The sequence below is a fragment of the Lentzea fradiae genome, assembly GCF_900100955.1.
GTDB lineage: Bacteria > Actinomycetota > Actinomycetes > Mycobacteriales > Pseudonocardiaceae > Lentzea > Lentzea fradiae.
On record NZ_FNCC01000009.1, the window covers coordinates 1 to 23,355 of the forward strand.

The 23,355-nt window shown below is 70.5% G+C and carries 22 protein-coding genes; 9 read left to right on the forward strand and 13 right to left on the reverse strand.

Annotated features, from left to right (window positions below; all coding sequences use genetic code 11):
• Positions 1-408: 408 nt before the first annotated feature.
• From BLT23_RS21650 to zapE, 4 genes are all read right to left on the reverse strand, one after another.
• Complete coding sequence (locus BLT23_RS21650) at positions 409-1,473, reverse strand: family 2 encapsulin nanocompartment cargo protein terpene cyclase (protein ID WP_090051665.1); 1,065 nt, start codon at positions 1,471-1,473, stop codon at positions 409-411.
• Positions 1,473-2,327 (reverse strand): geranyl diphosphate 2-C-methyltransferase, encoded by an 855-nt coding sequence (locus tag BLT23_RS21655; protein WP_090051666.1) that lies wholly within the window; start codon positions 2,325-2,327, stop codon positions 1,473-1,475. Before BLT23_RS21655 ends, BLT23_RS21650 begins: the two co-directional genes overlap by 1 nt.
• Positions 2,328-2,531: 204 nt before the next feature.
• Positions 2,532-3,314: an ion transporter gene (locus tag BLT23_RS21660; protein ID WP_090052034.1), complete on the reverse strand. Its 783-nt coding sequence runs from the start codon at positions 3,312-3,314 to the stop codon at positions 2,532-2,534.
• 63 nt (positions 3,315-3,377) lie between these two features.
• Positions 3,378-4,319: a cell division protein ZapE gene (gene zapE / locus BLT23_RS21665; protein ID WP_090051667.1), complete on the reverse strand. Its 942-nt coding sequence runs from the start codon at positions 4,317-4,319 to the stop codon at positions 3,378-3,380.
• Positions 4,320-4,351: 32 nt separating this feature from the next.
• Here zapE and BLT23_RS21670 point away from each other — a divergent pair, with 32 nt between their 5' ends.
• From BLT23_RS21670 to BLT23_RS21680, 3 genes are all read left to right on the forward strand, one after another.
• Positions 4,352-5,293, forward strand: coding sequence for a pirin family protein (locus BLT23_RS21670; protein ID WP_090051668.1), 942 nt, complete (start codon positions 4,352-4,354; stop codon positions 5,291-5,293).
• Positions 5,294-5,619: 326 nt separating this feature from the next.
• On the forward strand, positions 5,620-6,003 hold the full coding sequence (locus BLT23_RS21675) for an SsgA family sporulation/cell division regulator (protein ID WP_245744084.1): 384 nt from the start codon (positions 5,620-5,622) through the stop codon (positions 6,001-6,003).
• A gap of 64 nt (positions 6,004-6,067) precedes the next feature.
• On the forward strand, positions 6,068-6,883 hold the full coding sequence (locus BLT23_RS21680) for a helix-turn-helix domain-containing protein (protein ID WP_143035998.1): 816 nt from the start codon (positions 6,068-6,070) through the stop codon (positions 6,881-6,883).
• Here BLT23_RS21680 and BLT23_RS21685 read toward each other — a convergent pair.
• From BLT23_RS21685 to BLT23_RS21705, 5 genes are all read right to left on the reverse strand, one after another.
• Positions 6,877-7,812: a glycoside hydrolase family 6 protein gene (locus BLT23_RS21685; protein WP_090052036.1), complete on the reverse strand. Its 936-nt coding sequence runs from the start codon at positions 7,810-7,812 to the stop codon at positions 6,877-6,879. The two genes, BLT23_RS21680 and BLT23_RS21685, sit on opposite strands and share 7 nt — an antisense overlap.
• 130 nt (positions 7,813-7,942) lie before the next feature.
• Positions 7,943-8,242 (reverse strand): hypothetical protein, encoded by a 300-nt coding sequence (locus BLT23_RS21690; protein ID WP_090051671.1) that lies wholly within the window; start codon positions 8,240-8,242, stop codon positions 7,943-7,945.
• Positions 8,243-8,249: 7 nt separating this feature from the next.
• The gene (locus BLT23_RS21695; protein WP_090051672.1) at positions 8,250-9,890 is read right to left on the reverse strand and encodes a glycerol-3-phosphate dehydrogenase/oxidase; all 1,641 of its coding nucleotides are present in this window, start codon (positions 9,888-9,890) and stop codon (positions 8,250-8,252) included.
• Between the two features lie 30 nt (positions 9,891-9,920).
• On the reverse strand, positions 9,921-11,438 hold the full coding sequence (gene glpK / locus BLT23_RS21700; RefSeq protein ID WP_090051673.1) for a glycerol kinase GlpK: 1,518 nt from the start codon (positions 11,436-11,438) through the stop codon (positions 9,921-9,923).
• Between the two features lie 34 nt (positions 11,439-11,472).
• The gene (locus BLT23_RS21705; RefSeq protein WP_090051674.1) at positions 11,473-12,228 is read right to left on the reverse strand and encodes an MIP/aquaporin family protein; all 756 of its coding nucleotides are present in this window, start codon (positions 12,226-12,228) and stop codon (positions 11,473-11,475) included.
• A gap of 60 nt (positions 12,229-12,288) precedes the next feature.
• Here BLT23_RS21705 and BLT23_RS42075 point away from each other — a divergent pair, with 60 nt between their 5' ends.
• From BLT23_RS42075 to glpK (BLT23_RS21715), 3 genes are read left to right on the forward strand one after another with little or no spacing between them, the layout of a single operon-like run.
• Positions 12,289-12,411, forward strand: coding sequence for a hypothetical protein (locus BLT23_RS42075; RefSeq protein ID WP_281248874.1), 123 nt, complete (start codon positions 12,289-12,291; stop codon positions 12,409-12,411).
• Positions 12,412-12,471: 60 nt separating this feature from the next.
• Positions 12,472-13,236, forward strand: a complete 765-nt coding sequence (locus BLT23_RS21710; RefSeq protein ID WP_090051675.1) for an IclR family transcriptional regulator — start codon at positions 12,472-12,474, stop codon at positions 13,234-13,236.
• Positions 13,237-13,261: 25 nt separating this feature from the next.
• On the forward strand, positions 13,262-14,755 hold the full coding sequence (glpK, locus tag BLT23_RS21715) for a glycerol kinase GlpK (protein WP_090052038.1): 1,494 nt from the start codon (positions 13,262-13,264) through the stop codon (positions 14,753-14,755).
• Positions 14,756-14,816: 61 nt separating this feature from the next.
• On the opposite strand, the gene BLT23_RS21720 is transcribed toward glpK (BLT23_RS21715), so the two are convergent.
• Positions 14,817-16,193, reverse strand: a complete 1,377-nt coding sequence (locus BLT23_RS21720; protein WP_090051676.1) for an aminopeptidase P family protein — start codon at positions 16,191-16,193, stop codon at positions 14,817-14,819.
• 110 nt (positions 16,194-16,303) lie between these two features.
• Between BLT23_RS21720 and BLT23_RS21725 the strand changes: the two genes are divergently transcribed.
• Positions 16,304-17,248, forward strand: coding sequence for a LysR family transcriptional regulator (locus BLT23_RS21725; RefSeq protein ID WP_090051677.1), 945 nt, complete (start codon positions 16,304-16,306; stop codon positions 17,246-17,248).
• Here the strand turns inward: BLT23_RS21725 and BLT23_RS21730 are convergent.
• The 3 genes from BLT23_RS21730 to BLT23_RS21740 form a co-directional block, all read right to left on the reverse strand.
• Entirely contained in the window at positions 17,232-18,572 is a 1,341-nt protein-coding gene (locus BLT23_RS21730) for a collagenase (protein WP_245744085.1), read from the reverse strand. The two genes, BLT23_RS21725 and BLT23_RS21730, sit on opposite strands and share 17 nt — an antisense overlap.
• Before the next feature lie 108 nt (positions 18,573-18,680).
• Complete coding sequence (locus BLT23_RS21735; RefSeq protein ID WP_090051679.1) at positions 18,681-20,258, reverse strand: MFS transporter; 1,578 nt, start codon at positions 20,256-20,258, stop codon at positions 18,681-18,683.
• Between the two features lie 88 nt (positions 20,259-20,346).
• Entirely contained in the window at positions 20,347-21,450 is a 1,104-nt protein-coding gene (locus BLT23_RS21740; protein WP_090051680.1) for a molybdopterin-dependent oxidoreductase, read from the reverse strand.
• 344 nt (positions 21,451-21,794) lie between these two features.
• Between BLT23_RS21740 and BLT23_RS21745 the strand changes: the two genes are divergently transcribed.
• Together BLT23_RS21745 and BLT23_RS21750 are read left to right on the forward strand one after the other, a co-directional pair.
• On the forward strand, positions 21,795-22,562 hold the full coding sequence (locus tag BLT23_RS21745; RefSeq protein WP_090051681.1) for an ESX secretion-associated protein EspG: 768 nt from the start codon (positions 21,795-21,797) through the stop codon (positions 22,560-22,562).
• A gap of 387 nt (positions 22,563-22,949) precedes the next feature.
• A complete protein-coding gene (locus BLT23_RS21750) occupies positions 22,950-23,330 on the forward strand; it encodes a hypothetical protein (RefSeq protein ID WP_090051682.1) in 381 nt (126 codons plus the stop codon).
• Positions 23,331-23,355: the final 25 nt, after the last annotated feature.

The window sequence follows — 23,355 nt, forward strand, 5'->3', positions numbered from 1 at the left end:
GCCGGAGGGCATGGGGGCCGGAGGGCATGGGGGCCGGAGGGCATGGGGGCCGGAGGGCATGGGGGCCGGAGGGCATGGGGGCCGGAGGGCATGGGCGCACCGCTACCGCCACGGGGCGTCGGGGCCGCCGACACGATGTCGCGCCTGACACGGCCACCGCCGCTGTCACCGCCGAACCGTGGTGGAGCTGGGGCGCCGCAGGCGACCCGAGTACCTGCCAGGCCGCGGCAGGCACCCCCGTGGTGGGACGGCGGAGAGGCGGGTGTCCCGGGGCCGCCTCGGCCCCGGCGCGCCTCGACGGGCGGAGGGCCCTCGTGCCGCACCTGCCCGTGCGACCGGCCGCTCCGCACCGTCACCACCCGCCCTCTCACACCGCGCCCTCGCCGTCCGCGCGGCTCGGGCGCACCTTCACCGGTACCGCGGGTGGGTGGTGTGCCACTCGAAGCCGCCGCCCATCCAGGACCTGGTGCCCTTCAGGAACCTGTGCAGCTCCACCGACGGGATCGCCAGCAGCTCCCGATGCCCCTCCTCGAAGTCGCGCACCAGCTGGTTGTGCAGTTCCACGGTCCGTTCCGTCGCCTCGGCGATCGAGCAGCCCCTGTCCGCGGCGATCTGCAGCACCATGTTGCAGACCGGCTTCTCGTCGGCGGCGTCCTTCTCCACCGACACGAGGTCGTTCACGATCACCGACGCCGTGCCCGCCGCCGTGAGCAGCTGACGGACGCGCGGGTCGTAGTACAGCGGTGCCGGCAGTTCGTAGCCGCCTACGGCGTCGATCAGGGTCATCGACGTGTAGAAGGTGTCGTGCTGGCGGGTCGCGAGGTACTGCCACGCCGGTGGGTAGTTGCCCGTGTGGCGCCAGGCCGCGTAGGCCGACCACGACACGAACATCGCGAACGTCGAGTAGCAGACCCGTTGCACCACGGTCGGTGTGCTGCGTGCCGCCAGGTGGGCGATGCCCGAGCGCAGGCCGACCAGGACCGGGTCGGCGGCGAGCGTCTCCTCCAGTTCCGTGGTGAACTCGGCGGCGGGTGCCACCGGGTCCATCGCGGCCATCGCCAGGGCGAGCCGTGGCGGTAGCTCGGCGGGGACCGCGCCCATCTCGGTGTCGTCCGCGTACAGGTCGTCGGCCGCCCACCACGCCGCGTTGAGCCTCGCGGCGATCAGCAGCTGCTCGACGTCGGCGGTGTCGACGTGGGTGAGGACCGCGAGCCGGCCGAACTGGCCGCCCAGGAACCGTTCCGGTTCCTCGAAGCCGCACTCCCCCGCCCACGCGACGAGCCGTTCGTCGACGGCGGCCGCCAGCAGCGGGTCGTCCCGTTCGAGCACCGGCACGTAAAGCGGGGACGCCGTGCCGTCGCCCCAGGGGCGTTCCGCGTAGCCGGGTTCCGGCGGCGGTGCGACGGCCTCGGGCCGCCCGAGCCGGGCAGCGGCGGTGCCCAGCCCGGACGGCCCGGTGAGGAGGTCGTTCATCAGATCCTGTCCGCCACGATCAGCAGGTAGTGGAAGCTGCCCTCCTTGTAGGCGGTGAGGAACGGGTCCTCGACGCCGGTCGCGACCGACGACTGCTGGCGCAGCTCCCAGTACGGGATGGTGTCCTGCGTCAGGTCGACGACGCTGATCGGCACGAAGCCGTTGTCCGCCAGCGCGCGGAAGTACTCGCTGCGCGCGTGGATGTTGCAGATGTAGTGCTGGTCGATCTGGCTGACGGCCCGCGAACGGCCACCCGTCAGGTCGTTGTAGCAGCCGGTGATGCAGACGTACCGGCCGCCGGGCGCGATCAGGCGCGCGAACTCGCCGTACAGCTGCTGGAGGTCGACGTACATCGTCGTCTCGTTGGTCCAGATGCCGGTGAACGACCCCGTGTCGAAACCGGTGTCGAGCATGTTCTTGAAGTGGAACCGGACCTCGTCCTGCACGCCGCGCTCGCGCGCCTGGGCGTTGGCGAACGCCACCTGCTGCTCGGAGATGCTGACGCCGTCGACGCGGGCGCCGAACCGGGCGTGCGCCATGAAGCTGGTGCCGCCGCGGCCGGAGCCGCCGTCCATCAGCCTGCCGCCGAACGGGACGTCGCCGAACGCGTCGAGCAGCACCTCCGCCTGCGCCGTCTCCAGCCTGTGCATCTCGGCGATGATCGCCGCGTCGCGCGCCTCCGGCGGGGCCTGCAGCACCGCCGGGTCGTACTGGCCGAGCCCGTAGTGGTGGTGGTACAGCCCGTCCACCTCGCCGAGCTTGATGTTGACCGGGTCCTTCTCCTTGTTCCAGTAGTCCGCGACGGAACGCTGGTAGTCGGTGCGCAGAACCGGCTTCACAGTGGGGCTGGCCATGACCTGATTGGCTCCTGTTTCGTAAGAACGCCCTGCCGAACGGCTCTGACCTTTCCAGCCTTCGGCGCAGTAGGCGATACACCGTTCAGGCTTGGTTCGGACACGAACGTGTAAGCCGGAGAGCACGTCTGCGTGGCGCCTCCCGGCCCTCTAGCAGGCAGGCACGTCACCTTCGGGGAATCTCGCCGCCCGACCGGATGACGATCACCGGTCGGCGCCCGCGAACCTCAGCGCCCGCACCTCGTCGCGCAGCTCCCGCACCTCCCGCAGCAGCAGGTCGTCGTGCGGGGACGGGGGCGCGGGCTGGGGCGCGACCTCCTCCTGCATCGCGCTGCACACCACGGCGATGAACAGGTTGAGCATCGTGAACGTGCCGACGACCAGGTAGACCAGGAAGAAGATCCACGCGTAGGGCTTGTGCTCCATCAGGTCGCGCATCACGTCGGACCAGCCGTCCCCGGTCGTGAGCTGGAACAGCGTCAGCAACGTCGGGCCGAGACCGGAGAAGCGCGGGTCTCCGGTGTCGCCGAAGAGGTTGCTCGCGATCACGCCGCCCACGTAGACGAGCAGCGCCAGCAGGCCCAGCAGCGACACCAGGCCGGGGATCGACCGCACCAGCGCCGTGACGACCCTGCGCATGCTCGGCACCAGCGCGACCAGCCGCAGCGCCCGCAGGATGCGCAGGCTGCGCAGCACCGCGAGCGACCCGGCCGCCGGGACCAGCGCGATGCCCACGATCACGAGGTCGAAGACGTTCCACGGGTCGCGGAAGAACCGCCACCCGAACGCGTACAGCCGCGCGCAGAGCTCCGCGACGAAGATCGCGAGCGCGAGCCGGTCGACCGCGGCGGGCACCGGCCCGAGCTCGGCCCGCAGGACCGTCGACGTCTCCGCGCCGAGCGCGACCGCGTTGAGCACGATCACGCCGACGATGAAGACCTGGAACCGGTTGCTCTCCACCAGCTCGCCCACACGGGCGCGCACCATGTTCACTTGCTGCTCCTACGACGGGGTTTTGATGCCTATCGGTCGCGGAGCAGGTCGAACTGTTCACCCGGTGGTGTTGATCAACTCCAGCCTGCTCGCCGTCCTGGCGAGGTCGAGCGCCTCGCCGCCGACGATCTCGCGCAGCGGGTGGTCACTCACGAGCGTCAGCCGCACGTCCGCGTCCACGAGCACGTCCACGACGTTGGCGAACCGCTGCCGCGCCTCCCGGTCGCACGTCCGCAGCCGCGGCACCCCGGCGATCACCCAGTCGTCGAACCGCCGGGTGAGCGCGAGGTAGTCGCCGGTCGAGGTCGGCTTCTCGCACAGGTCGCCGAAGTCGAACCAGACGGTCCGCCCGCGCACCCCGAGCGCGGTGAGCGCCCGGCCGCGCACGTCGAGCACCACCGGATCGGCGGGCAGCTCGGCCCGCGGCACGACCCGGCCGGTCTCGAACCGCGACCGCGCGGTCCCGTGCAGGTGCCGGTAGTCGGTGGGGCCGTCGAGCTCGACGACGTCCATCAGCTCCTTCACCAGTGCGATGCCCGGCAGGAACAGGTGGTGGTAGAGCGGGTTCGGCAGCAGCCCGTCCGGCGGGTAGTTCGAGGTCGCGACGACCATCACCCGCCGGTCCCCGAGCACCTCCAGCAGCCGGGTCATGAGCATCGCGTCGCCGACGTCGTGCAGGTGGAACTCGTCGAACGCGAGCACCTCCACCCGGCCGGTGAGCGCCTTCACGGCCTTGGCGACCGCGCCGCGCTCGTGCATCCGCTCGGCGATCCGCTCGTGCAGCTCCTGGAAGAACGAGTGGAAGTGCACCCGCCGCTTGGCCCGCACGGACAGCGCCTCGAAGAACGCGTCCGCGAGGAAGCTCTTCCCGCGCCCGACCGGTCCGTGCAGGTAGACACCCCGCCGCCGCTGTCCCAGCTGCTCCAGCCGCGCGATGGCGGCGAGCTGCGCCTCGTCCAGCACGTACCCGCTGCGCGACACCCGTTCGCGAAGATCCACTGCTACCCCCGCGCCAGCATACGATCGGTGCCGTGAGCAATGTCGAGGCCCGGCCCGCAGAAGTGACGTGCACCTCCACCCCCGGCGACGTCGAGGTCCTGGGTCCGCGCGACGTCCCCCTGGGTGGCCCGCGCGCCATGCGGGTGCGCCGCACGCTGCCGCAGAAGCAGCGCTCGCTGATCGGCGCCTGGTGCTTCTGCGACCACTACGGCCCCGACGAGGTCCGCATGGACGTGGCCCCGCACCCGCACACCGGCCTGCAGACCGTGAGCTGGCTGTTCACCGGCGAGATCGAGCACCGCGACAGCCTCGGCAGCCACGCGCTCGTCCGTCCCGGCGAGCTGAACCTGATGACCGGCGGCAGGGGCATCTGCCACTCCGAGGTCTCCACCGACACGTCGGCCGTGCTGCACGGCGTCCAGCTCTGGCTCGCCCTGCCCGACGCCCACCGCGACGCCCCGCGGAACTTCCAGCACCACGTCCCGCCGACCGTCACGCTGAACGGCGCCGACATCCGCGTGTTCCTCGGCAGCCTCGCCGGCTCCACCTCCCCCGTGCCGACCTTCTCCCCGCTGCTCGGAGCCGAGATCGTCCTGCCGGCGGGCGCCGCCCTCACGCTCGACGCCGACCCGTCGTTCGAGCACGGCGTCCTCCTCGACACCGGTGACGTGACGCTGGGCGAGACCGCCCTCCAGCCCGGCGACCTCGGCTACGTCGGCACCGGCCGCACGTCCCTCGCCCTCTCGTCCGCGAACGGCGCGCGGGTCGTCCTGCTCGGCGGCGAGCCGTTCGGCGAGGAGATCGTGATGTGGTGGAACTTCGTCGGCCGCACCCACGACGAGATCGCCGCCTATCGCGAGGAGTGGCAGGCGGAGTCCGACCGGTTCGGCCGCGTCGACGGCTACCCGGGCTCCCGCCTCCCCGCCCCCGCACTGCCCGGCGGCCGCCTCCGCCCACGTGGCAACCCGGCGTAGAAGACGCACGCACTCCGTCACTTTCCGCACAGAACCAACTGCGGAAAGCACCACACTCCATTACTCCGAACAGCCCAACCGCATCTCGGCCCGCGTACCCGAATTGCCGGTCGCGCACACCCATAACATCAAGTCGACTGAAGCTCCACCACAAAGGAAAACGCAGGTCAGAGACTCCAGTGACGGACATCTCAGATCATTCTCGCGCCTGGATGTCACATCTCATACTTCAGGCCCATTGAAAAACAGGTTCCGATCGCATTACCTGGCAGAGGCATCCACCGGGGTTGCCAGACGTCCAAGGGGGCATGAAGAACGTGACACGAGTGGGTGCCGAGTCTGTTTTCGCCTTCATCGCACCATCCGGCCGCCCGCTTCCGGTCGAGGTCGACCTCGGCTACCGCGCCGACGACCCGCACGCCGTGACCATGACGTTCCGCATGGGCAAGCAGGAGACCGTGTGGCTGGTGAGCCGCGACCTGCTGGCCGACGGCCTGCTCACCACGGCCGGCGCCGGCGACGTGCGCCTCCGCCCGCACAACAGCACCACCGCCGTGCTGGAGCTGCGGTCCGACGTGTCGCACGCCGTCTTCCACGTGCGGTCGTCCGAGCTGCAGGAGTTCCTCAACTCGACCTACGACGTGGTCGCGCCGGGCACCGAGAACGATCACGTCGACTTCGACGCGGAACTGCGCAAGCTCCTCGGCTGACCGGCGCTTTTTCACCCGGACGAGTCCGTACCTTGGACTTTCTCCAACCCATAACGTCGGCCGGGTGACCACCACGAGTTCCACCGCGTACAGCCGAGACCTGGGTGACGAACTGCGCCGGCTGCGGCAGAGGTTCACCGGTCTGCGGGGCCGCGGCCTGGCCGTCCAGCTCGGCTGGGACCCCAGCAAGGTCTCCAACCTCGAGCACGGCAAGATCAGGGCGAGCCCCGTCGACCTGGCCCAGTACCTCACGGCGTGCGGCAAGGACGTCGACTTCCTCGACGACTTCCTCCGCCGCTACCACAACGCCTTCGACCCGTTCTTCGCCCAAAGCGCGGACGACCACCGCACGCTGACGATGGCACAGGCGAGCGCCACGAAGATCACGGCCTACGACGTCCTGACCGTGAACAGCCTCCTGCGCACCCCCGCCTACGAGCAGGCGCTGGAGACCACCACCGGCATCGCCCCGTCGGACGTCGACCGCCAGGCCGTCCTGCGCCGCCCGAGCCGCCCGGAGTGCACCTTCTTCCTGCACGAACTGGCCCTGCGCACCCACCCGGGATCACCCCAGGTCATGGAAGACCAGTACACGTGGCTGCACGCCAACTCGGCGGTCCTGCGCATCATCCCGGCGGACGCCACCACGGCCGTGCTCCACTCCCCGTGCACCCTCTTCGAGTTCGAGAGGACCCCACCGGCGGTCCACGTGGAGACGAGCATCGCCAAGGTGTTCGTCCAGGACGACAGCACGGTGGCGAAGTGCCGGGTGCTCTTCGAGCTCCTCGACGCGATCGCCCTGGACGAACACGAGTCACGGCGCAGGCTCACGGAGCACCGGGGCCCGACCCCGCTCCGAGCCCTGGCGAGGACTCAGTAGCCGTACACGAGGTCGAAGGCGAGCTGCGGGTCGAACTGCCCGGCATCCACCCCGGGTGCCTTCCCGCACCGTCCGTCCGAGTCCCCGGGAACCTTGACCCACAACAACATCTCGGCCCCACCCCCGGTCCGGGCGACAGTCCCGAGCTTGCGCCCACCGGGGTTGCACCACTCCCCGTTGTGCCCGTTCCCGTTCCGGCTCGTGTCGATCACGAAGGGCTTGCCCCCACCAGGCAACGCCCCGCTGACGGCGTTCGCGTAGGTGACGGACGCGGCCGTCGTGTGGTAGTTCGACACGTTGACGGCAAACCCGCGAACATCCCGAACCCCAGCGGCATCAAGCCGCCCGGCCATGGTCCCGGCAGGCACCCACTGGGCATTACCGGCATCCAGGTACACCCACGTGTTGGGTGCCTTCGCCTTGAACTGCTCGGTCGCATACTTGATCATCGCCGTCCGCTCGGCGATCTGCCCGCTGTCCATGCAGTTGAAGTCGGCCAGCGAGTCAGGCTCGACCACCACGACGGCAGGCCGGTTCCCGATCCCGGCGGCGAACGCCGAGATCCAGCTCCGATAGGCAGACGGCGACCCGGCCCCACCCCCGGAATGCCCACCACAGGCATCACGACCAGGGATGTTGTAGGCCACCAGCACCGGCAGCTTCGACCCGGTCCCGCCGACATGTCCGCTGACAGCGGACCGGATGTCCCCACTCCAGCTCCCGAACCACCGGGCGATCGGCTTGGACGAGATGTTCGCCTTGATCGCGGCCTGCCGCCCGTCCTGCGGATGATCACGCACCCACACGGCGGGGTTCGACTGCGGATCAACGTAAAACCCGTCGGTCATGTCCAACGGACTACCAGCGGCCTGCGCAGCAGGCGCAGCAACAACAGCCGCCAAAACGGCCACCACAAGCGCTCGAATCATGCCCAGAACCCAACCGCCCACCGCTTAAGAGGCGGTAAGTCGCACACAACCCCAGATCATGCGACCCACCCACCCGCGGCCCCGGCTCCTTCGGCAGCGCCCCTGTCAGGGAGGCGAAGCCCCGAACACCTCACCGAACCCCGGGCAACACCCCCGCCTGCAACGGCAGCAACGGCGCCACCACCCGCGAGAACGGTCCCCTGACCACCATGCCCCCCACAGCCGAAAACGGCGAGGAGGCATCGAAAACATCAGGAACCCGGGCGAAAACAGCCCACCGCTCATCCCAGGACTGGACAACGTCAAGATGCCCACCGGGCAGGAACCGGGTGAGATGCACCCCGGCGACCTCCCCGGTCTCCCCCAGCAACGGAAGCAGCCGGAACCCGCCTTCCCGCCGCAACCGCCCGATCAACTCGACGCTGTCCATCTCACCGTCACATCCCTGGCTGGGCCGTCGCATCCGGGACGGGGGCGGCCGAAGACACCTCCGCCCGGTAAGCAGAGACCGCAGCATCCCGCTCCTCATCCGACCAGCCAAGGGGTCCGGCGATCAGTTCAGCCACCTGGCCCGCCACCGATACACCGAAGTCGAGGTGTTCGACCGCGATTCGAGTCCGCCTGGCAAGAACGTCCTCCAACCCCAGCGCACCCTCGTGCGTGACCGCGTAGACGATCTCCGCACCCAGGTACCCACCCACCGGCGAGGCCAGCGACGAGTCCTGCGCGATCATCGCCAGCAGGTCCGAAACCGCAGATCCGTACCGCCGCAGCAACCGCTCCACAGTGGACAGCGACAGCCCGGACTCCGCGGCCACCCGAGCCCGGTCAGCCCACAGCTCGTGGAACCCCACAGCCCCGTGCAACGGCAACCGGGCGGTCAGCGAAGGCGCCACCGCACGCCCGAGCCCGGCAACGGCAGCGTTCACCACATCAGCGGCCATCACCCGATAGGTCGTGTACTTGCCACCGGCGATCACGAAGAACCCGGGCTCCGGCTGAGCCACCGCGTGCTCGCGCGACAGCTGGGCGGTGTCACCGGATGCCCCGTCCAGCAACGGCCGCAGCCCTGCGTACGTGCCGACGACGTCCGAAACGGACAACGGCGTCCGCAGCACGGCGTTCACATGATCGAGGATGTACGAAACGTCTTCGGCGTCAACACCGACGTCCTCGGGTGCACCGGAGTACGGCGTGTCGGTCGTGCCGATGATCCAGTGGGCGCCCCACGGGATCACGAACAGCACGGACTTCTCGGTCTGCGTGATCAGGCCGCCGTCGAGCTGGATCTTCGACCTGTCCACCAGGATGTGCACGCCCTTGGACATCCGCACGTGGAACGGCGGCGTTCCCGGCGACAGCGAGTTCAGCGAGTCCGTCCACACACCGGTCGCGCTGATCACCCGCCGAGCACGCACCACATGCGTCACACCGGTCAGCTCGTCCCGCACGGACGCCCCGGACACGCGGCCATCGGTGCGCAGCAACGAGGTCACGCGTGCGCGGGACACCACGGTGGCGCCGTGCTGGGCGGCCGTGCGGACCAACGTGGACACGAGCCGGGCATCGTCCATCTGCGCGTCGTAGTACCGGATCGCGCCGGCGAACGCGGACGCGTCCAGCGACGGTCCGATCGACGCCATCTTCGAGCGCGACAGGTGCCGGTGCATCGGGACCGCACCGGCGCCGCCGATCGAGTCGTACAGCAGCACGCCCGCGCCGACGTAGGCGCGTTCCCACTGCTTCTTCAGCGGGAAGAGGAACGGCACCGGCCGCACCAGATGCGGTGCGAGCCGGCGCAGCAGCAGGCCGCGTTCCTTCAGCGCTTCCCTGACCAGCTTGAACTCCAGCTGCTCCAGGTACCGCAGACCGCCGTGCACGAGCTTGCTGGACCGGCTCGACGTGCCCGCCGCCCAGTCGTGCGCCTCGACGAGCGCGACGGACAGGCCGCGGGACGCCGCGTCGAGTGCGGCACCCGCCCCGACCACACCGCCTCCGACGACCAGCACGTCGAACTCCGTGCCGTCCAACGCCTCCAGCGACCGGGCCCGCCGGGCCGGATCCAGCTTCGCGAACAACTTCTTCAGCTCCTCAGCAACAACAACGGTTCAGCGGACGTCGGCGTCGACCCAGTCGAACGACTTGGTCACGGCCTTCTTCCAGTTGCGGTACTCGCGCTCGCGTTCCTCGGCGGGCAGCGACGGCGTCCAGCGCTTGTCCTCCGCCCAGTTGGCGCGCAGCTCGTCGAGCGACGACCAGTAGCCGACGGCCAGTCCGGCGGCGTACGCGGCGCCGAGCGCGGTCGTCTCGGCGACCACCGGACGCACGACCGGGACGTCCAGCACGTCCGCCTGGAACTGCATGAGCAGCTCGTTCGCGACCATGCCGCCGTCGACCTTCAGCTCGGTCAGCGGCACGCCGGAGTCGGCGTTCATCGCGTCCAGGACCTCGCGGGTCTGGAACGCGGTCGCCTCCAGCACGGCCCGTGCGAGGTGGCCCTTGTTGACGAACCGGGTCAGGCCCACGACGGCACCGCGCGCGTCCGCCCGCCAGTACGGCGCGAACAGGCCGGAGAACGCGGGCACGAAGTAGGCGCCGCCGTTGTCCTGCACCGTGCGGGCCAGCGTCTCGATCTCCGGCGCGGAGCCGATGATGCCGAGGTTGTCGCGCAGCCACTGCACGAGCGACCCGGTGACGGCGATCGAGCCTTCCAGCGCGTAGACGGGCGCCTCGTCACCGATCTTGTAGCAGACCGTCGTCAGCAGGCCGTTCTTCGACGCCACCTTCTCGGTGCCGGTGTTGAGCAGCATGAAGTTGCCGGTGCCGTAGGTGTTCTTGGCGGTGCCCGGCTCGTAGCACGCCTGGCCGAACGTCGCGGCCTGCTGGTCGCCGAGGATGCCCGCGATCGGCACGCCCTTCAGCACGCCGCCGGGGCCACCGGTGCCGTAGACCTCCGAGGAGGAGCGGATCTGCGGCAGCATGGACAGCGGGATGCCCATCTCCCCCGCGATCTCGGCGTCCCACTGCAAGGTGTCGAGGTCCATCAGCATGGTCCGCGACGCGTTGGTCACGTCGGTGACGTGCAGGCCGCCGTTGACGCCGCCGGTGAGGTTCCACAGCGTCCACGTGTCGGAGTTGCCGAACAGCAGGTCGCCCGCCTCGGCGCGCTCACGGGCGCCCTCGACGTTGTCGAGGATCCAGCGGATCTTCGGGCCGGAGAAGTAGGTGGCGAGCGGCAGGCCGACCTTGGCCTTGTAGCGGTCGGCGCCGCCGCCGAGCGCGCCGAGCTCCTCGACGATCGCCTGGGTGCGGGTGTCCTGCCAGACGATGGCGTTGTAGACGGGCTCGCCGGTGTTCTTGTCCCACACCACCGCGGTCTCGCGCTGGTTCGTGATGCCGGCGGCGGCGAGGTCGCCCGCGTTGAGGTCGGCCTTGGCGAGGGCCTGGCCGATCACGAACCGGGTGTTCTGGGAGATCTCGACGGGGTTGTGCTCGACCCAGCCGGCCCTCGGGAAGATCTGCTCGTGCTCCTTCTGGCCCACGGCGACGATGGCGCCCGCGTGGTCGAAGATGATCGCCCGCGTGCTGGTCGTGCCCTGGTCGACGGCGAGAACGTACTGCGTCATCGGGGGAAAGTCCTTTCGGGATGGTCAGAACACGTCAGAACGCGAGCGAGGCGACGACACCGGCGAGCGCGCCGCCGATGAGCGGTCCGGCGACCGGCACCCACGCGTAGCCCCAGTCGGAGTCCTTCTTGCCGGTGCTCTGGCCGTCGGCGCCCTTGTAGGACAGCGGCAGGAGGGCGTGCGCGATGCGCGGGCCGAGGTCACGGGCCGGGTTGATCGCGTAGCCGGTGGGGCCGCCGAGGGAGGCGCCGATGCCGACGACGAGCATCGCGACGGCCAGCGGGCCGAGCTGGGTCGGCGTCTTGCCGAGCGCGAGGACCACGAAGACCAGCACGAACGTGCCGATGATCTCGCACACCAGGTTCCAGGTGTGGCTGCGGATCGCGGGTCCGGTCGAGAAGACCGCGAGCTTGAGGCCCTCGTCGGGCGTCTCGTCGAAGTGCGGCTTGTAGGCGAGCCAGGCGAGCACGGCGCCGAGGAACGCGCCCAGCATCTCGCCGGCGAAGTAGACGAGCGTCGACGCGACGCCGACCGGAACTCCCGGCGCGTACTCCTCCGCACCGCTGGCGAGGATGCCGACCGTCACGGCGGGGTTGAGGTGCCCACCGGACTTGTAGGCGATGTAGACACCGGCGAAGACGCCGAGACCCCAGCCGAAGTTGATCAACAGCCAGCCGCCGTCGAAGCCCTTCGTCTTCGCGAGCAGCACGTTGGCCACCACGCCCGCACCCAGCAACAGCAAGACGCCCGTGCCGAGCACCTCGCTGAGGAACACAGTCCCGAGACCCACGCTGGCCTCCCATTCGTCCTTGAACGGCTGATCACCCCGTGGTGATTGAGGCGGACCGTAATGACCGGCGTCACGCCCGCTCAACAGGTGCTGTTCGACAATGTCGACACCCCCGAACCCCGGTTGAGTGACGACGCGGTCACGCTGGGCACAGCCAAGGCGTTTCGGCCGGGTTTCGTGTGACGCCGCCCGCTCTACCTGTTCGACATTGCCGACACGGGTCGTCTCAATTACGTTCGTCGCGTGCCGGGACCCATCCAGTCGATCGAACGAGCCGCAGCCGTGCTGCGGCTCTTGGCGCGCGGCTCCGGCCACCACGGTCTCACGGAGATCGCGGACTCGCTGGGTCTAGCGCGCGGTACGGCGCACGGAATTCTCCGCACGCTGCAACGGGTCGAGTTCGTCGAGCAGGACCAGTCGACCGGCCGGTACCGCCTCGGCGCGGCACTGCTGCACCTGGGAACGTCCTATCTGGACGCCAACGAGCTGCGTTCTAAATCGATCAACTGGGCGGACACGCTGGCCGCGCGCAGCGGTCAGGAGGTGCGCATCGGAATGCACCACGACGGCGCCGTCCTCGTCGTGCACCACGTGTTCCGGCCGGACGACTCGGTGCAGACACTCGGCATCGGCGCGATGCTGCCGTTGCACGCGACCGCACTCGGCAAGGTGCTGCTCGCCTACGACCCGGCGCTGTCGGCGGCCGCGCGGCAACGGGAGCTGACGTCGTTGACGCGCAGGACGATCACGCGCCCGCAGGCGTTGGAGCGGGTGCTCACGGAGGTCCGCGCGCAGGGCTGGGCGGGCGAGGCCGAGGAGTACCTGCCGGGCGAGGCCAGCATCGCCGCGCCGATCCGCGTGCCTGGCGGCCTCGTCGTCGGCGCGATCGGCGTCTCCGGCGCGGCCGACCGGCTGTGCGACTCGGCGGGCAGGCCGCGCGCGACGCTGGTGCGGCAGGTCGTCCAGGCCGCGGAGGCGGTCACCACCTCGCTGGTCGACGAGAACTGAGGGGCAAGGCGTGCAACGGTTCGTGATGGCGATCGACCAGGGGACGACGTCGACGCGGTGCATCGTGTTCGACCAGAACGCCCGGCTCGTCGCGGTCGCCCAGCGCGAGCACCGGCAGTACCACCCGCGGCCGGGCTGGGTCGAGCAGGACGCCGTGGAGATCTGGCGCAACGTCGACCGGATCATGCCGCAGGCGTTGCGGCAGTCGGGGATCACCGCCGCCCAGGTGGTCGCGCTGGGCATCGCGAACCAGCGCGAGACGTTCGTGCTGTGGGACAGGCACACCGGCGTCCCGGTCGGGCGCGCGATCGTCTGGGAGGACATCCGCACCGAGGAGCTCGTCGCGGAGCTGGGCGAGAAGCCGGGCATCGAGGAGGTCCGCGACCGCTGCGGCCTGCCGCTCGCGACCTACTTCTCCGCGCCCTCGCTGCGGTGGATGCTCGACCACGTCCCCGGCCTGCGGGAGAAGGCCGAACGCGGCGACGTCCTGTTCGGCACGATGGACACCTGGCTGATCTGGAACCTCACCGGCGGCGTGAACGGCGGCCTGCACGTCACCGACGTGACCAACGCGTCGCGGACCATGCTGATGAACCTCTCGACGCGGCAGTGGGACCCGGTGCTGCTGGAGTTCTTCGGCGTGCCCGCCTCGATGCTGCCGGAGATCCGCCCGTCCACGGAGATCTCCGGCACGACCACGCGGGTGGTGCCGGGCATCTCGATCACGGCCGCGCTGGGCGACCAGCACGCGGCGCTGTTCGGCCAGACGTGCTTCGAGAAGGGCTCGATCAAGGGCACGTACGGCACCGGCGGGTTCCTGCTGATGAACACCGGAACCGAGCTGGTGAGGTCGAAGCACGGCCTGCTGACCACGATCGGCTACCAGATCGGCGGCGAGCCCGCGTACGCGCTGGAGGGCTCGATCGCCGTCGCCGGGTCGCTCGTGCAGTGGTTCCGCGACAACCTCGGCCTGATCCACTCCGCGCCGGAGATCGAGACGCTCGCGCGCACCGTGAAGGACAACGGCGGCTGCTACATCGTGCCCGCGTTCTCCGGCCTCTTCGCGCCGCACTGGCTCGCGCAGGCGCGCGGCCTCGTCGTCGGGCTGACCTCGTACATCAACAAGGGCCACCTGGCACGTGCCGTGCTGGAGGCGACCGGCTGGCAGACGCGGGAGGTCGTCGACGCGATGAACGCCGACCTCGGCACGCCGACGCCCGCTCTGAAGGTGGACGGCGGCATGACCGCGGACCACCTGCTGATGCAGTTCATCGCGGACGTGCTGGACGTCCCGGTGATGCGGCCACTGGTGGCGGAGACGGTGTCGCTCGGCGCCGCGTACGCCGCGGGCCTCGCCGCCGGGTTCTGGCCCGACCTGGAGGGGCTGCGCCGCAACTGGCACCTGGCCGCGCGGTGGAACCCGGTGATGGACGCGCGGCACCGGGAGGACGAGTACGCGAACTGGAAGCGGGCCGTGGAGCTCACGTTCGCGTGGGCCCGCTCCACCCCGTCCTCTTAGGACCGGGATCGACCGGTGGCGCGGCCCGTCGCGGGACGCGCCACCGTGCTTCGGCGAGCTGTCAGGAGCGGTGCTCGCGCACCCACGCCACCACGTCGTCGGCCGCGATCGGCAACGTGTCCGACAGGATCTCGGCGCCGTCGCCGGTCACGACGAGGTCGTCCTCGATCCGCACGCCGATGCCGCGCAGCTCGGGCGGCAGCGTCTCGTCGTTGGGGTGGAAGTACAGGCCCGGCTCGACGGTGAGCGCCATGCCGCGTTCGAGGATGCCCTGCTGGTAGGTCTCCTGGCGGGCGTCGGCGCAGTCGTGCACGTCGAGGCCGAGGAAGTGCCCCGTGCCGCAGACGATGTAGCGGCGGTGGTGCTGGCCGCCGGGGTCGAGGGCCTTGTCGACGCTCACCGGGAGCAGGCCCCAGTCGTGCAGGCCCTCGGCGAGCACGCGCATGGCGGTGTGGTGGAAGGCGCTGTAGTCGTTGCCGGGCCGCACCTCCGCGAGCGCCGCGACGTGGGAGGCGTGCACGAGGTCGTAGACCTGGCGCTGGGCCGCGGAGAACTCGCCGCCCACCGGGAACGTGCGGGTGACGTCGGCGGTGTAGAGGGAACGCATCTCCACTCCCGCGTCGAGCAGGAGCAGGTCGGTGTCGTTCACCCGGCCGTCGCACCGGGTCCAGTGCAGCACCGGGGCGTGCGGGCCGGCGGCGACGATCGAGGTGTAGCCGGGGCCGTTGCCCTCGGTGCGGGCGCGGCGGTCGAACGTGCCCTGCAGCCAGCGCTCTCCCCCGCCGCGCACGGCCTGGCCGAGCTCGGCGGCGACGTCGGCGAAGCCGCGCACGCTCGCGTCGACGGCCTGGCGGAGCTGGCCGATCTCCCAGTCGTCCTTGATCCGGCGCAGCTCGGCGAGGGTGGTGCGCAGCTCGTCGCTGTGCGAGCCGGTCAACGCGTCCAGGACCGGGTCGACACCCTTGGCGACGAGCGTCTCCGGGTGACGGCCGCGCAGCGCGTTCGCCAGGTCTTCGAGGGGGCGGGCGGTGATGCCGAGCGCCTCACCCCACTCCTTCGGTCCCGCCGCCGCGCCGATCCAGAACGGGCTGCGGTCGGCGTCGCCGAAGAAGTCGACGCTGTGGGCCTCCGACGGCACGGGCACGAACAGCGTCGCGTCGTCGCCGGACATCACCAGCACGGCGCCCTCGACCTGGCAGCCGGTGAGCCACACGAAGTCGCTGTCGGCGCGGAGCTCGTGGAACGTGTCGTTGGACCGGACGTGCGCCCGTCCCGCCGCCAGCGCGATCCGCCTGCCGGGCAGCGCCTGCGCGAGCCTGGCCCGGTGCGCCGCGGCGGCCTCCGCGGTGCCGGCCGGCAGGTCGATCGAGCTGTCCCACTCGCCCCAGCCGTCGCGGATGAAGGTGCGGAACCCGTCCGCGTCCACCAGTTTCGCCATGTCGCGGCGTGTCCGAGCCAATGCGCTGTCCTTCCGGGAGTGGTCTTCCCGACCACCCTTCCTCCTGCCGGAGGGGTCCCGCCACTCCCGAACGGGGATAGCCTCAGGCTATGGAACTGGAGATCCGGCACCTGCGGGCGGTCTGCGCCATCGGCGACGCGGGCAGCCTCTCGCGCGCGGCGACCCAGCTCGGCATCTCCCAGCCCTCGCTCACCACCCTGCTGCAACGGGTGGAACGGCTGGTCGGCGGCAAGCTCTTCGACCGCGGCCGGTCCGGCGCCGTCCCCACCGCGCTGGGCGCGCAGATGCTCCGGCGGGCCCGGCTGCTGCTGGTCGAGCTGGAGGCGTTCGGCTCCGACCTGGCCGGGCGCGAGGGCCCGGTCCGCTTCGGGTCGGTGCACATGGAGTGCGTCGCACCGCTGTTCGGGCGGCTGGAGGAGGTGCTCGACGACGTCACGCTGGTGGTCGACCCGTCGTCCACCGGCCTCGCACTGGCGCTCGCGAACGGCCACCTCGACGCCGCGGTGATCGCCGTCGACGAGGACGGCGACCTGGGCCTTCCCCGCGGCGTCGGGCAACGGGTCGTGGTGCCCAGCGTGCCGGTCTTCCTCGCGCTGCCCGCGACCCACCCGCTGGCCGAGCGGTCCGAGCTGGACCTCGCCGACCTCGCGGACGAGGCGTGGGTGGCGCCACCGGGTGCCGAGGACGGCTCCCTGACGTCCCTGCGCGCGGCCTGCCGGGCGGCGGGGTTCGTGCCGCGGATCCGGTTCGAGATGCCGAGCGGCGCCGGCCGCGCGCTGGTCGCGGCCGGCAAGGCCGTGCAGGTGGTCGAGCCGACCTCGCAGGGCGGTCCCGGTGTCGCGGTGCGGCCGCTCGCCGGGTCGCCGATGCGGATGAGGCTGGTGTTCTGCTGGCGCCGGGAGCGGCTGACCTGGGACCAGGCCAGCCGCGTGTTCACCGCCGTCCTGGACGCCTACGCGGCCCAGGCGCTGGCGAGCCCGGTGTTCCGGCCCTGGTGGGAGGAACGGGGCGCCGTTCTCACCTGGCCGGGCTGAGGCCGTCGAGCCAGGCCCGCCAGTCGGCGTCGTACCGGGTGCCGATGACCCTCGTCAGGTGGTCGCGCGCCCCTGCCCAGTCCCCCGCCCGGTAGTCCGCCAGCACCGCGGCGACGTCTTGCGGGTGTCGTTCCACCAGGTAACGGACCGCGAGGTAGCCCCAGTTGTAGACGCGTTTCGTGTCGTGGTCGTAGGTCGTGTCGAAGAGAGCGCTCAGCGCGTAGGTCTGCTTCTTCGCCTCGGCCAGTGCGTCCGTGTAGACCTCTCCGCGATACGTGTAGGAGAGGTACTCCGCGAACCCCTCGATCCACCACACGGTCGGCGTGGTCATGTTCTCGGCGAAGTCGCCGTGCATGTTGAACCGGCCGTCGAGGTAGTGGGTGTACTCGTGGTTGAGGTTCCAGATCGCGAACGACGGCAGCCAGTCGGCCTCGTGCGCGATGAACCGCGCCTGGTTCGCGGCGGGGTCGCCTTCCAGGTACATGCCGCCGTTGTTGGTGGAGATGTCGAACAGCACCCCGGCGTAGGTCCGGTAGTCGGCGGAGGTGTCGAAGACGACGACCTCCAGCGAGGTGTTGCGGTCACCGGCCACGGGTCCGGGGTCGCGCACGAGCCGGTGGAACACCGCGTCCTGCCCGGCGAGCGACGCGCACGTCTGCCGCAGCTGCGACCGCGTGAGCTGCTGGGCGCGGATCGTCAACGACGCGCTGCACGTGTGCCGGACGGTGAGCACACGCCTGTCGATCGTGGCGCGGAAGTCGCACGTGCCGTAACGGCCGCAGTTCGCCTTGTCGTACCAGTCGACCATCTCGGCGACGCCCACCCACAACGGTGCGAGACGCCCGACGACGTCACCACGCCTGACCAGGTCCATGAGCAGGGAGCGCGGCGCGATGTCGGCGTACTGCAGGAACCTGCCGAGCTCGCGGGTCGCGTTGTGCACCAGGTACTGGCGTTCGGTGCCGAAGAACGCCAGATTCCGCACGACGAACCTGTGCAGTGCGCGCAGCACTTCAGGCTGCGCCCGCACCGCTGCCACGAAGTCCGGCGAGCTGTGGCCGTAGTAGAGCATCACCATCCCGGCGTGCACCGCCGCGTCGTCGGCGCTGGTGTAGTTGTCCAGCAACGACGTCAGCGCGCGCAGCTCGGCCGGATAGTCGGCGACGGCCGTGTAGATCGTGGACTCGGGTGTGGTGTGGTGGAGGTTCCTGGCGATTTCGGGTGGCAGCAACGGACTGTGCGGTGCGCCAGGGGTGGCGGCGTGCGCGGGTGAGGGCGCGAGCAGGCTCGCCACCAGGGCGAACAGCAACACCAGTGGTCTCACGGGGAATGTCATTCGAGGACCTCCGCAGGGTTGAAGGTTCCCCGAGCGTCACACCGCCGGAAGCCCCGCGAGCATCCCGTCCGCTCATAGCACGCTGCTATGGACCCGCTACTCCGGTTTCGGTGGCTCCGCGTAGAGCAGGTGCCGCACCTGCGGCGGTCCCTCGGCGAGCACGAGGGCCGCCTCGTAGTTCGCCTGGTCTACGACCGTGCCCCGTTCCAGGTGCTGGCGCAGGTGCTCCTGCCAGGTGGCGACCGTGAAGGTCTCCAGCATCGTCCCAGGCTTCTCGGTGTCCCGGAACAGGCCCCACATCGTGGCGCCCGTGCGTCGCCGTGCCCTGCCGACGCGTTGCATGGCGTCGACGAACTCCCGCTCGTTCTCGGTCGGCACCCGCCACTCGACGGTGACGAGCACCGGCCTACCGGCGGTGTCGGCGATCTGCGGCGGTTCACCCCAGAACGTCGCGGGACTGACGTCCAGCGGCCGGTCGATCAACGGCAGCCACCTCGTGGCGACGACCGCCAGCACCACCATCGCCACCGCGGGCACGATCATGGCCGTGCGCAGCCCGTAGGCGTCCGCGATCGAGCCCCACACGACCGCGCCGAGCGCCTGCCCGCCCATGAGGATCAGCTGGTAGTAGGACAACGCCCTCGCCCGCGTCCAGGCGGGCAGCAGGATCTGCGCGGAGGCGTTGAACGTCGACAGCGTCGCGATCCAGCACGCGCCCGTGAACAGCATCGCGACGATCACCAGCGCGACGCTCCCGGTCAGCACGGACGTGCTCGTGGCCGCCGCGTAGACGAGGGTCGCGTACAGCACCAGCCGGTTCTTGCTCATGAGCCGCAGCAGCTTCGGCACGATGAACGCGCCGCCGATCGCGCCCGCGCCGACGCTGCCGAGCAGCACGCCGTACCCACCGGCGTCGAGCTGCAACGGCCCGCGGGCGATGGCGGGCAGCAACGCCCACAGGCCGCTGCCGAACACGATGAACAGCGTCAGCCGGGTGAGCACGCGCCGGAACAGCGGCGAGCTGCCGACGTACCGCGCACCCGTCCGCACGGCCGTCGCGATGTGCTCGGCGCCGAGCGGCCGGTTGTCCGCGGGCCGCCGCCACCGCGCGAGGACGATCAGCACGCCGAGGAACGACACGGTGTTGAACCCGAACGTCGCCTCCGGCCCCACCGACGCGATCAGCAGGCCGCCGAGCGCGGGCCCGATCGCCCTGCCGACGTTCATGTTGACGCCGTTGAGCAGCGCGGCCTGCGGGATCTCCTCGCGCGACACGAGCTCCGGCTGGATCGCCTGGAACGACGGCATCGACAGGGCCTGACCGACCGCCATCAGCGCGAGGAACCCGAGCAGTCTCGCGGGCGTCGCGCTGTCGGTGCCCGCCAGCAGCATCAGCCCGCCCGCGCCCGCCAGCATCAGCGCCTGCCCCGCGAGCAGCACGTGCCGGCGGTCGAGGATGTCGCCGAGCGCCCCGAACGGCACCACGAGCAGGAACACCGGCAGCGTCGTCGCGGTCTGGACGAGCGCGACCTGCAGGGCGGTGCCGCCGAGGTCGCCCATGAGCCACTGGGCGCCGACGGTCTGCGCCCAGGTGCCGATGTTCGAGGCGAACTGGGCGAGCCACAGCGCGCGAAACGCGCTGCGGCGCAGAGGTGCCCACGCGGAGACGGTCACCGCCTGATCTTCACACCTGCGGGACCTCCGGGCAGACCGGCGACCACGACGGGCTTGCTTTCGGTCAACACTGAAGCTATCGAGTCGATCAGACCACGGTCACCGGGTGCCGGACCACCGCCCCGAACAGGTAGCCCTGCGTGTTGAGGGGAACCTCGTCCGGCTGGCCGGCGACCCGCGCCCGCAGCACGTGCGCCCCCGGCCTCGCCTGCCACGGGACCTGCCACCGCGTCCAGCCGCCCCGCGCGACGGGCGTGGCGCGCCGCCAGGTCCGTCCGTCCGTCGAGACCTCGACCTCCCGCACGCCGTGCGGCGACCACGACCGGCCGGTGAGCACCCGCCTGCCCGCGGGCACGGTGGCGTCCCAGGCCAGCTCGAACGCGCTCTTGCCGACCTGGGTGGTCACCAGCGTGCCCCCGGCCGGGTAGGAGGGCCCGATCAGGCGGTAGTAGTCGGTGTCCCACGGCGAGTGCAGCTCGGACGTGGAGACCTCCAGCGAGCCGAGCCACTTGATGCTCGCGATCCCGACCCAGCCCGGCACGACGAGCCGCGCGGGGAAACCGTGGTCGGGCGGCAGCGCGGCGCCGTTCATCTCGTAGGCGACCAGCACGTCGTCGAGGGCCTTCTCGACCGGCAGCGGGCGGCGCACGCGGCCGAGGTTCACGCCGCCGGTCACGTAGTCGTCGTCCAGCCCGGCGGGCAGCACCGAGACCGCCGACGGCCGCAGCCCGGCGCGCCTCAGCAGCAGGCCGAGCGACACCCCGCGCCACCGCGCGTTGCCGATCGCGCCGAGCCGCCACGGCGTCCCGGACACCGCCTGGCCCTGCTGCGAGGTGAAGAAGCTCCTGCCGTTGCCCGCGCACTCGATCACGGCCTCGACCGAGACCGACGGCAGGGCTTTCAGGTCGCGCAGTGAGAGCGACAACGGCCGGGCGACCCCGGACCCGGAGATCCGCAGCCGCCAGGTGGCGGCGTCGAGCAGCGGGGTCGACGTGTGGTTGCGGACGAAGAACTTCGAGACCGGCGTCAGGGAACCGGTGCCGCGCAGGGCCTCCCAGCGCGTCTCCGCGTTGGTGCCGTGCACGACGAAGTCCGTGGCGGGCAACGGCTTCACGATGGAAGGCGCCGCCGCGGCACGAGACGGGAGCAGGGTCAGTCCAGCAGCGAGGAGCACACCGCGCCGAGAGATCATGCGTCGACGCTAGCCAGGCCCACCAACACCGCTCCCACATCGCGGGACCGTCTCAACAGGAAGTCGCTGACGTGAATTGGGTCACACCCACGACCGGGTGACATCCGCCAGGGCGCGGACCTCCGCCACCCGGTCGGACCAGCGCTTCCGAGCACTTCCCGCAGCAGGTGGGACCGCCTTTCCGGTGGTCAGGCGGCCACCGGGACGGAGTTGGCCACCACCCGCAGGCACCGGCTGCGATCATGATCACCTCCCGGCGCGCCACAGCGGAAACGTCAACGTGCGCACGGGTTCTGCTCGATACTTCGCGCACAGCACCGCAGGAGAGAAAGGCCCGAGCACACGTGATCTCGCCCGAGTACTTGCTGTCGACCCGCGAGTTCGAGGTGCTGTGGCACGCGCTGCGGCTCGGCAGGATGCCGTACCCGCTCGACGTGCCCAGCGCGGGAGACACCGAGAGCGAGCGGAAGGCGCTGGTGGCGAGCACCCTCGAAAGCCTGCGCCGCCGCGGCGTCGGCGACGACGCCCGGCTCGAGGAGCTCATGCGGGTGCTGGACGAGCACGACGTCTCCGTCGACGCCGTCGCCGGGCTCGACAGGACCGTCCGGGGGCTCGCCGCGTCCAACGGGATGCTCGCGGTGCTCGCCGTGATCGACAACGACAAGGTCGGGCTCACCGAGATCAGGCCCACGGGGCTCGCCAGGGAGATCGTCCGCCTCCTCCCGGCGGGCGAGGCGGGGCCGGGCAGCGCCCTGTCCGTGCGCCTGGAGACGTTGCAGCAGGCCGTCGCGCTGCAGGAGGCCGAGGAGGAGGACGACGACGACTCCGAGGACCCGTGGGGCGCGGCCGACGAGGAGCTCGACGACCGCCAGGCGCTGCTCAGGGCGGGACTGTCCGCACAGGACGCGAGGCAGATGGACGAGCTGGCGGCCAACCGCGTCGCGGGCGGCCAGTTCGGCGTGACGCACGGGCGGCGCCGCGCGGACGTGCTCATCAACTGGTTCGACACCCACCAGGGCCGCTACCTGATGGTCCGCTCGGACGGCTGGCTCAGCCTGTCCCCCACCGACAACGACCGGATCGCGACGCGGATCGACGCCGTCCTGGCGTGACCGGTCCCCGCCCGCGCGGGCGTCATTCTTCCGGAGTGCGCCCGCTCGCGCGTCCGATTCGACGGGTTCACCCCATCCAGTGAAGACGGTCCGACGTGGACCAAGCTCAAGAGCACCCTAAATCGATCACATTCACCACTGTGATTTGAATCACAGCCACCTCCGGCGAGGTGGGCGCGCACACTGTGATCAGGCGCGGAGCGCCCGTTCGGGCGACACCTGGAGAGCGCTCCCACAACCTGCGCAAACGATCACGTTTGTTACAGGCCGTTCACCTGGTAGTGGCCCGGTCAGCTGCGGCGAAGCCATTGTGAACGCTGGTCTCAATTGGTAACTCGCGCGAGAGAATTACGGGCGATGCACCGGGCGACCCACGATACTTCCCGCATGTACATCGTCGGTGAGAAGGACGCTGTCCCGCTCAGGGACACCGTCACCTCGGGTCAGGTGCAGCTCGACCCGACCGCGGGCGAGGAGCTCCGCAAGCAGTTGCAGGCGCAGATCGACCAGGTCGACCACTGGCTGGAGCGCGCCAAGGTCAGCATCGCCCGGCCCGTCCCGCTGGGTGCCAACCCCGTCGGCGACAAGATGCGCGACAAGTTCACCCACCGGGCGGAGGGTGAGCAGTACTCGTTCGTCAACGTCATGACCGCCTACCGCTCCGTGCTCGAGCAGACGAAGAACTCGATCGTGGCCGCGATCGACAACTTCACCCGCCTCGACGAGGAATCCCAGGCCGAACTGAAGAAGCACATGGGCACCAGCTGAGCCGAGGCCAGCTGGTTCCACCGAA